The organism is Chlorobium sp. KB01, assembly GCF_001975465.1.
Taxonomy (GTDB): domain Bacteria; phylum Bacteroidota; class Chlorobiia; order Chlorobiales; family Chlorobiaceae; genus Chlorobium.
Genome location: NZ_MPJE01000053.1, coordinates 1 through 8,225 on the forward strand (window position 1 = coordinate 1; position 8,225 = coordinate 8,225).

9 protein-coding genes and 1 pseudogene are annotated in these 8,225 nt (G+C 49.4%); 3 read left to right on the forward strand and 7 right to left on the reverse strand.

Annotation, left to right across the window (positions count from 1 at the left end; genetic code table 11):
• The 3 genes and pseudogenes from BOO20_RS05725 to BOO20_RS05735 all read right to left on the reverse strand — a co-directional run.
• Positions 1 to 650 (reverse strand): annotated as a pseudogene (locus BOO20_RS05725) (hypothetical protein); the annotation flags it as partial.
• 633 nt (positions 651 to 1,283) lie between these two features.
• A complete protein-coding gene (locus tag BOO20_RS05730; RefSeq protein ID WP_076791279.1) occupies positions 1,284 to 2,093 on the reverse strand; it encodes a DUF3298 and DUF4163 domain-containing protein in 810 nt (269 codons plus the stop codon).
• Positions 2,094 to 2,095: 2 nt separating this feature from the next.
• Positions 2,096 to 2,857 (reverse strand): glutamine amidotransferase, encoded by a 762-nt coding sequence (locus tag BOO20_RS05735; RefSeq protein ID WP_233120904.1) that lies wholly within the window; start codon positions 2,855 to 2,857, stop codon positions 2,096 to 2,098.
• 233 nt (positions 2,858 to 3,090) lie between these two features.
• On the opposite strand from BOO20_RS05735, the gene BOO20_RS05740 reads away from it, so the two are divergent.
• Both BOO20_RS05740 and aroB read left to right on the forward strand, forming a co-directional pair.
• Positions 3,091 to 3,666, forward strand: coding sequence for a shikimate kinase (locus BOO20_RS05740; RefSeq protein ID WP_076791282.1), 576 nt, complete (start codon positions 3,091 to 3,093; stop codon positions 3,664 to 3,666).
• A 24-nt stretch (positions 3,667 to 3,690) separates the two neighbouring features.
• Positions 3,691 to 4,782: a 3-dehydroquinate synthase gene (gene aroB / locus BOO20_RS05745; protein ID WP_076791284.1), complete on the forward strand. Its 1,092-nt coding sequence runs from the start codon at positions 3,691 to 3,693 to the stop codon at positions 4,780 to 4,782.
• Positions 4,783 to 4,833: 51 nt separating this feature from the next.
• Here the strand turns inward: aroB and BOO20_RS05750 are convergent, their stop codons facing one another.
• Positions 4,834 to 5,649: a type III pantothenate kinase gene (locus BOO20_RS05750; RefSeq protein ID WP_076791285.1), complete on the reverse strand. Its 816-nt coding sequence runs from the start codon at positions 5,647 to 5,649 to the stop codon at positions 4,834 to 4,836.
• A gap of 20 nt (positions 5,650 to 5,669) precedes the next feature.
• Positions 5,670 to 6,176 (reverse strand): hypothetical protein, encoded by a 507-nt coding sequence (locus tag BOO20_RS05755; protein ID WP_076791287.1) that lies wholly within the window; start codon positions 6,174 to 6,176, stop codon positions 5,670 to 5,672.
• A 207-nt stretch (positions 6,177 to 6,383) separates the two neighbouring features.
• Between BOO20_RS05755 and BOO20_RS05760 the strand changes: the two genes are divergently transcribed.
• Positions 6,384 to 6,674 carry a HigA family addiction module antitoxin gene (locus tag BOO20_RS05760; RefSeq protein ID WP_076791289.1) on the forward strand — a complete coding sequence of 97 codons (291 nt, stop codon included), beginning with the start codon at positions 6,384 to 6,386 and terminating at the stop codon, positions 6,672 to 6,674.
• 4 nt (positions 6,675 to 6,678) lie between these two features.
• On the opposite strand, the gene cas6 is transcribed toward BOO20_RS05760, so the two are convergent.
• Both cas6 and BOO20_RS05770 read right to left on the reverse strand, forming a co-directional pair.
• Positions 6,679 to 7,473, reverse strand: a complete 795-nt coding sequence (gene cas6 / locus BOO20_RS05765; RefSeq protein ID WP_076791291.1) for a CRISPR-associated endoribonuclease Cas6 — start codon at positions 7,471 to 7,473, stop codon at positions 6,679 to 6,681.
• Positions 7,474 to 7,487: 14 nt separating this feature from the next.
• The gene (locus tag BOO20_RS05770) at positions 7,488 to 8,048 is read right to left on the reverse strand and encodes a hypothetical protein (protein ID WP_144277124.1); all 561 of its coding nucleotides are present in this window, start codon (positions 8,046 to 8,048) and stop codon (positions 7,488 to 7,490) included.
• Between the last annotated feature and the right edge of the window lie 177 nt (positions 8,049 to 8,225).

Here is an 8,225-nt window from a genome sequence, read left to right on the forward strand (position 1 = left end):
ATGTTTAAGAATTCCTTCGCGAAGCAGAGCTTCGAGGAATGTGTCCTATAGCGATTCAACAGCCCCTTATTTACCGTAGCCGTCGATGAGAGGTTGTCAAAGTTGACAAGTACAGCGTTCAGTTCACCGCCACCGAGCTTAACCCCGTAGTTGAATCCAAAAAGGCGGTCGAAGTGGTTTGTGGAGATCGGAGTATCAACCGCATACAATTTTGAACCCTGTGGTCCGGTACCAGGGATTGCGTAAAGGGTCAGATCAAGAATCGGGTTATCAAGGCTTCCAAGCGGAAGACGACCAAGTGAGTAATGGCTGTTTTCAAGGTTGCGGCCAAAGTAGAACTGTGAAACCTCAAGGCTGTTGCGCTCGGTATTGGATGCGGCAATGGTCTGCCAGCCACCGGCAACCCCTTCGTTCTGAATCAAGCCCTTGAAGAAGTAACCATCACCGAGATCGGCAGAGGGTTTCAGTCGAACACGATACTGGAAATACTGGTCCTGCGTATTGGTTGTGACGCCGGCGGCTGTTTTGGCCTTGCCGAAGTCGTCTCTCAAACGGGTTGCAGCGTCACCGCTTATCTTCAGTTCTGCCGATGCCGGTGATGCGTACGACAGTACAGCAAACATGGCGGCAAGAGATAACATTTTTTTCATTTTTTTTACTCCCTTTGTTGTTATTTGATTTGTTTGGGATTATGGTTCACGTTAAAAATTCCAATAAAAAAAGCCGTCACTGATGCTGACGGCCGGTTTTCCACTTTTGCTCCCGATGAACAGGTACGCTAAATCAAAAATCCGGTAGTGTACAGCACTCTCCCTCCGGTGAGACAACAACAGTTGCCTGATGAACCTGCAGTACCGTATGGTGTTAAAGAAAATGTGTTCATCAGTCGTTCTGTTTCGTTAACAATTGTGAACAAATAACCCATTATCTCATTTATCTGCAAGCATATACCATAAAAATACCCTGAATATGGTATGGATTGCACCCCGGTGGCAAACCCTTTTTTGTTGTCATTCAAGGTCAACCTCGTTTCAGAAACCTGATCCTCATCCTGCTCACTGAATATTCAGCTCCGCATCGATTGACAAAGGCTAATAAACCCCTCTATCGTCATAAAATGCAAGCATATACCATAACAATACCGTAAATATGGCAGGGATTTGGCTATTCCCGGTCATTCCGATGAGCGACGCAGTCGTGAAGAGGGATCTCATTGGATGAGATTTCGAAAAGAGAAAAGAGGAAATAAGCGCGTGGTGTTCGTTATAGCATCAGGGCGCCCTTCAGAAGCTCCTGAACCCTGGTCGAAGAAGCCCCTTCAACTCTCTCCAGGTGAGCCGGATTTCCGTCTGGCCGTTAACGTAAGGGGCAATTTCGTAGACATTATAGAGAAAGATCAACCCCTTGTCGGTGATGGCAAAGTTGTTGTTGAAACGAATAACATTCTCAACCAGCCCCCCCTCCTCACCGTCAAGCGGGTCGGTTTTTGAAAGTCCCTTCATCTGCCGGAACCTGCTCTCAACCAGCTCGTTGAGAGTGCGTTCGTAACCGGGCAAAAAAATGTCGTTGAGTTCAAGACGCCTGCCGCTCCGGGTATCGAACACCAGATATGCCGTATGGCTCATACCGTGAGCGCCGCCGGTAAAGGAGTAAAAGGAGATATCAATGGTCACAATTCCGGAACGGTTGAGAAGCACTGCACCTGCAAGATCAAACTGCCAGGGGATTTCGTCAGCGCGCTCTTTTCTGAAGGCTTCATAGCTTCGCAGAAACGCTTCAGCCAGAACTTCAACGGAGATATCCTTGCCCTTTGCGCCTTCAAGGCTGAGAGCGGTGCTGTCTGCAACGTAGGAGTGAACCGCACGGTTGATCAGATCAGCCTTCACTCCGCCGGAGAAGTGAGGATAGCGGACGCGGCAGTATGTAGGATACTCCTCCGTCCCTGCTCCCTTACTGCGGCTCTTTTCAACAACCTTCATTGCGTAGGAAAGCGGCGGTTGACCGGTCCCGACGGCACGCTCAACACAAAAAGCCGGGGAGAAAATGAACAGGAAAACAAGAGCTGCAAGAGTGGTATATATGAAGCTTTTCATAATCACCCCGTTGTTGTGGTTAATGAAGCTGCCCGGCAGTGATTATATACCAGTGTGCCAAAATTGGTGAGCACCTTTCGGGCGTGGGGAGTATCCACAGCATCTTTCAGCAGATTCCCGACACTTCGCCCCGATTGCCTCAGGCTCTCCCCCTGGGCGGAAATATATGCCTGCATGACTGCGGCGCTGTATTCCGGATGAAACTGTACGCCCCAGGCCGCACTTCCGACCCGGAATGCATGAACGGGATCGTGCAGACTTGAGGCAAGGGTTACTGCGCCCGGCGGCAGGGTCAGCACACTTTGCGCATGCGTGGCATGGGCCGCAAAACGATCAGGCAGAGCATTGAAAAGCGGATCATGGACAGCCTCAGCAGCAAGCGTAATTGCAACCGTACCGATCTCCCTGCCGAGGGGGTGATAACCGACCTCTCCGCCCATGGCACGACCAAGGAGCTGATGGCCGTAACAGATACCGAGAAAAGGGACTGCGGCTTCTACAAGCAGAGGAATCCATGACTCTATACCGAGGCTCCACGCCAGATTATCGGTGACCATAGCGTGTGATCCGGTTACAATCACACCGCCGCAAGCATCAGGAGAAGGCAGAGCGCCCCCCTCCCTTGCATCAATAACTTCCACGGAAAGCGGAATCGCGCCAAGCGCATTTATGATCCACTCCTCAAAATCACCGAGTCTCTCAAGGGTTGAGGAAAATGTTGAACCGGCCTTGATAATACAGAGCTTCTGCATGAGTTGTCGCAACTGACTGCTGTTTTGGTAAAGAGGCAATTTTTTCAATGTATTAAAAAAGAGAATGAGGTACAGCTATCAGTTTATGCATATGCCAACGACAGCTCACACGATGGCAGCACGAACACTTTATGCCATTTTTTTTCTATATTTGCCGCAACGATCAAACGGCAGCTTCGGATTTTGTTTATTTTCTTTTTTGTTTGAATGATTCAAGGGGCAACCGCTGTAACAGAGCCTAAAGCGTGACAAAAAACTACACACTCATTTTTTTAACCGGGTTCAGTGGTTCAGGAAAATCCACCATAGGGCCACTCCTTGCCAATTCGCTCGGCTATGAGTTTGTTGACCTCGATCAGACTATCGAAAAACGCGCAGGCAAAGCCATTACCCGGATTTTTGCCGAAGAGGGTGAAGCCTGCTTCAGGGAGCTTGAACTGCAAGCACTGCAGGAAGTTGTCAATCGAACCAATCTGGTCATTTCGCTCGGAGGCGGTGTACTTGAAAACGAACGATCCTGGGAACTTGTCAGGGAGTCAGGAACTCTGGTCTACCTGAAATCATCCCCGAAAACGCTCGCAAGAAGACTCTGCCACAAAAGTGACCGCCCGCTGCTGAAGGGAGAAAACGACCGGAAGCTCTCACGTGAGGAGATTGAGGAGAAGATCACCGCCATCCTTTCGCGACGTGAAGCCCGGTATGAGAGTGCCAATATCAATGTGCTGACCGATATAAAACGGATCGGCTCAACTGTTGAGGAGCTGACCCGCAAAATAGAGCGGTATGTGCGCAAGGCATCCGCATCCACCAATAATCCATAGGTCACCTCTAATCAAACAGATAGCGTGAGCAAAATAATAACAGGAACCCCGGTCACTTCCGGACTCGGCAAATTGTTCAACAGTCATGGACTTGCAAAGAAAACCGTGGTTCTGTTTGACGCAAATACACGCAAACTCTATGGCGACAGGATTCTGAAAACACTCGATGAGGAGGGGTTTCAGTGGGTGGAGCTCACTGTTCCTGCCCGTGAAGCATCCAAAAGCTTTAACTCTGCCTACCGGCTTTATGGCAACATGATCGAGGCGGATGTTGACCGGAGCTGGAACCTTCTCGCTGTTGGCGGCGGCGTTGTCGGTGATCTTGGCGGATTTATAGCTGCCAGCTACTACAGGGGCATTCCGGTAATTCAGCTTCCCACAACACTGCTTGCCATGACCGACAGCTCCATTGGCGGAAAGGTTGCCATCAATCACCCTCTGGGCAAGAATCTGATCGGATTTTTCCACCTGCCCGAGCTGGTGCTGATTGATCCCTCATACCTGAAAACCCTGCCGGAACGGGAGATCTATTCGGGCATGGCGGAGGTGGTCAAATACGGCTTTATTTCCGACCGGGCTTTTCTCTCCTTTATCGATAACCATTTCAGTGATATCATCGCGCTGAAAGAGCCGTTTTTAACCAAAGCGGTTAAAACAAGCGCCTCCATCAAGGCCGCTGTGGTGAAAAAAGATTTCAGGGAGACCGGCGGACTCCGGGCAACCCTCAATTTCGGACACACCTTTGCCCACGGGCTTGAAAAGCTCGCGGAGTACCGCCATATTCGCCATGGTGAAGCGGTCACTATCGGTATGGTCTGTGCGCTCTTTTTATCGAACAGGCTCGGCTACCTCAGCGAGCAGTCGCTTGAGGAGGGGCTTGCAATACTCGGAAAGTTCCGCTTTCCACGGGGTGTGATCAGGAGGCGGTTTCTTGATATCGACAGCCGCCTGCTGCTTGAAAACATGCTCTCCGACAAGAAAAAACTGGATAAAAAGCTCCGTTTTGTGCTGCTGAAAAATCTCGGAGAGGCATTTCTTCTGGAGGAAACTATTGAGGATCAAGAGGTACTCGCCGCAATCAGCAGGGCTCAGGCGTTCTACAGTCACCTCAAGTAATCTGTTCCGCGCTTTAATTGCTGCGTTGCCCTCGAACCGCTCACGAAAGGGTTAATCGCTGTTGAGCGTAAAGAGGTAGTGGGTACCCCGGATCACGGCAAGCTCTTCATGCAACGGAGCAGTTTCAAGCAGTCCGGCAATCAGGGGTGCACTGCCCCCCGTAACAATAACCCTCGGCTCCCCTGCTTCATTGTTATCGCACAACAGGGTTGTAATCTTTCCGATCAACCCCTCTATACCCGATACACAGCTCCAGATAATCCCGTCTCTGATACACTCTGCCGTTGACCTCCCTATAAGCGTGTCAGGAGTATCCATACCCACAAGCGGAAGCCGTGCTGTCCGTTCATTCAGTGCTCTGGCCATGAGGTCAAGACCGGGCATGATAAGACCACCGAGATACTCCCCGCCGGAGGTGAGCACATCCACCGTTATGGCCGTGCCGATGTCAAGCGCAATGACCGGTTCATCAGGGTAGAGCCTGCGGCAGAGGGCACAAAGCGCTATACGATCCGCACCGAAGCTTTCAGGTGAGTCGTACGAGAGCGTGAATGGCAGTTGCAGCGATGATGCCACCTCGACAATCCTGCCGCCAATGTGTCGGCGAAGCTCGCTCTTCAGCAGAGAGTCAAGGGCGGGAACAACACTGCACAGAACGGCATCTCCAAGCTGAGGCCAGGCAGCAAGAATCGGAACAATCACTCCGGAAATATCGGTGTGCAGGGGAAGAGCTTCCGAAGGCACCTTGTTCACCTCAAGCAGCTCTTCACCCCTGAATACGGCAAACGAAGCGGTGGTATTGCCGATTTCAACAACAAGCAGAAAGCTGTCGGAAGAGGGCGCGTTGCCGGAGCGGTGGCTGGTCATGTGTTCCTGGAAAAAGCCGCTCAGCGTAGTTTGGCCGGAACACCGGTTCGCTGTGACAACTCAGAAATCAGGCGCTTGTAACCGGGAAGGTTTGTGGTGATAAAGAGCGAATCCCTGACGGCTGTTTTTGCTGCAACAATGTAGATTTTCGGCGGAGGATTATAGGTGATGCTCTCCTGATAGATTGCGGTCACATCAGCAAGCTTCAGTTGTTTTTCAACACCCTTGCGATCAAGATAGAGCAGTTGGCCTGAAGAGAGCTTAACGGAATCACCATCCTGACCGTGCTCCCCTACAAATCGGGTGTTATAGTAGTTGGGAACACCCAGCGAGACGGTAGTCATGAGAACCAGAACAATTGATTTCCAGAGACAGCCCAGATCAACGCCGTAGGTAAACTTCCCGTACCGGAAAAAGACCGCCCACCCGAGAGCAAGCAGCAGCATGCCGAACGCCCAGGTGAAAAGATAGTAGTAATCCATCCACCAGGAGGGATAGGTCACGGGATAGTTGAAAACCTCTGGCATGTCGGTCGGGGTTGTTGTTCAGAAAAGTGAACCGGATGGTAAAAATAAGGGATAACTTCCGTTGTGCAATAGAATAATTCATTTCCCTGCACTTCCGGCAGAAAGATCTCAAAAAGCACCCGATCAAACTCCGCTTGCATGGATACCGGAAACCCATTAATTTTGCTTATGAGCGCCTCCCCACTAACCAATTTCTGAAAAAATAACATGATACCGTCAAACAGAGTGGCAACACATCCCGGAATTATATTACTGAAGGAGTTTATCGAGCCAATGGGTCTGTCCCGGAAAGCGCTCTCGGAGCATATCGGCATCCCGGTGCAACGAATCAACGAGATTGTCCGTGGCAAGAGAGGAGTGTCACCAAATACAGCCTGGCTTCTTGCCGAGGCGTTCAACACTTCACCGGAGTTCTGGCTTAACCTGCAAGCAACTCACGATTTGTCTCTGCACAAACCAAAGCACCATGTGCAGCCAATGCTGAAAGCAAGCGCGTAACCATTCAGGATTCATCAACTTTCACCATCCCGAACCCCTGCGAATTCCTTTCGCCGAACCCGCACTCGTATCCGACCTCCATCAGCTCCGCCGGAGCTTCAAGCCTGAAGGGTGCAAGCACTCCTTTTACCTTTGTCTCCTCAGGTTTCCCCTCCTTGATGGTAATCAGCTTCCGGATTTTGCCCTGTTTGCGCTCCGCGTAGTTCTGATCAAGCGTAAAGCGGAAGTTACTGTTGTCGCCTGCGTAGGGCCGGGTGTAAAGCGCCTCATACTTGCGGCAGAGGTTCTCACAGAGCACCCGTTCAAACTCCTCATCTCCGGGAAAAAGGTATTGTGCATAGACATCGTCAGTGTGCTTCGTGGCGCAGACAATGGGTGAGAGGGCGATAAAGCGCATGTCGCCTGACAGTGCAGGCTGGTCAAGCCGCCGGACGGTTTCAACCCTGAACCGCTCCTTCCCCACCGAGACAAATGGCTCATGCAGAAGCCCGACAACGAGGTGTTCGATGAACTCGCTTTTCGGCGAAGAGATAACGAGATGCAGGAGCCGTTCTGTTGTGCTCATGGTTCCGTCATCATGCATCTCCCATTTCCGCCGGTTTGGCAGATACAACGGCGAAAAGGTAAAGAGCTTGAATGCCTTGTTCTGCAAACGGTACCCCTGCTCGTGCAGCCGTTCGGCATACTCGCTTGAGCTTTTATCGACGATGTTGTAGATCAGGGAGGAGAGCAGGTGAGAATTGTTCACCGGCAGCGTCACCATCCGCTTCCGGAGACTCAGTTCGAGGGTTATGCGCATGACAATTCAGTCTATCATGATTTACAGAGTGTCCCAAAGTCATCGAAATATTTGTAAAAAGCATATTCATCCAAATCATGTTCAATAATCTCACTTTTTTTCTCAAAAACAATTTCCATAAATCTTATGATAACTTCTTCAGCTTCCTGAATGTAACTTTTTTGTTTTTGCATCCGAACATGAGCAAAATCATCACGACGATCACTCAGATTTTTTGTTTTTTTTCGCAAATTATTTTCAGGGTCATCTATTGGCTCCATTTGAAAGTCTATCCTATTATCATCATTATCTTTTTCTGATTTCTTTCTTCCTTTAAAAACAAGTTCACGTTTTCCACTTATACTGTAAATCGATTTACATTTAACATCAGGATCATAATTTAAAACTTTTCTTGTGATGTATGTTTCTATCAATATCTCAAGACATTGCGCATATCTGAAAATAGCATCGTGGTACTCACCTTTATACTCAGCAGGAGAAGTCTCCACGAAAACTCTTCGTTTCGCACTGAGAAGCCTATCAATAATAAAATGATAAAGATAATCCGAATTATATCTTTCTTTTTTGGTATCCACTCTCTGAAATATCATCAAATTGTCAAGGTGCTTTTTTTGAGTTTCCGATAGAAATAAATTATTTTCCTGGGCGCATTCATAATCAAACCCGTCCCAATACATATAACACAAAGCAGCCTGTGTTTTGGTTCAGCGTGAATTGGAGAATTCAAACGTTTGAGTTAGAGTACAAAAACG

Excerpts from the sequence above, each read along its gene's own strand:
- BOO20_RS05730 (WP_076791279.1), bottom strand. The coding sequence starts at position 2,093 with ATGAAAAGCTTCATATATACCACTCTTGCAGCTCTTGTTTTCCTGTTC.
- BOO20_RS05750 (WP_076791285.1), bottom strand. The coding sequence starts at position 5,649 with ATGACCAGCCACCGCTCCGGCAACGCGCCCTCTTCCGACAGCTTTCTG.
- BOO20_RS05755 (WP_076791287.1), bottom strand. The coding sequence starts at position 6,176 with ATGCCAGAGGTTTTCAACTATCCCGTGACCTATCCCTCCTGGTGGATG.
- BOO20_RS05760 (WP_076791289.1), top strand. The coding sequence starts at position 6,384 with ATGATACCGTCAAACAGAGTGGCAACACATCCCGGAATTATATTACTG.
- cas6 (WP_076791291.1), bottom strand. The coding sequence starts at position 7,473 with ATGCGCATAACCCTCGAACTGAGTCTCCGGAAGCGGATGGTGACGCTG.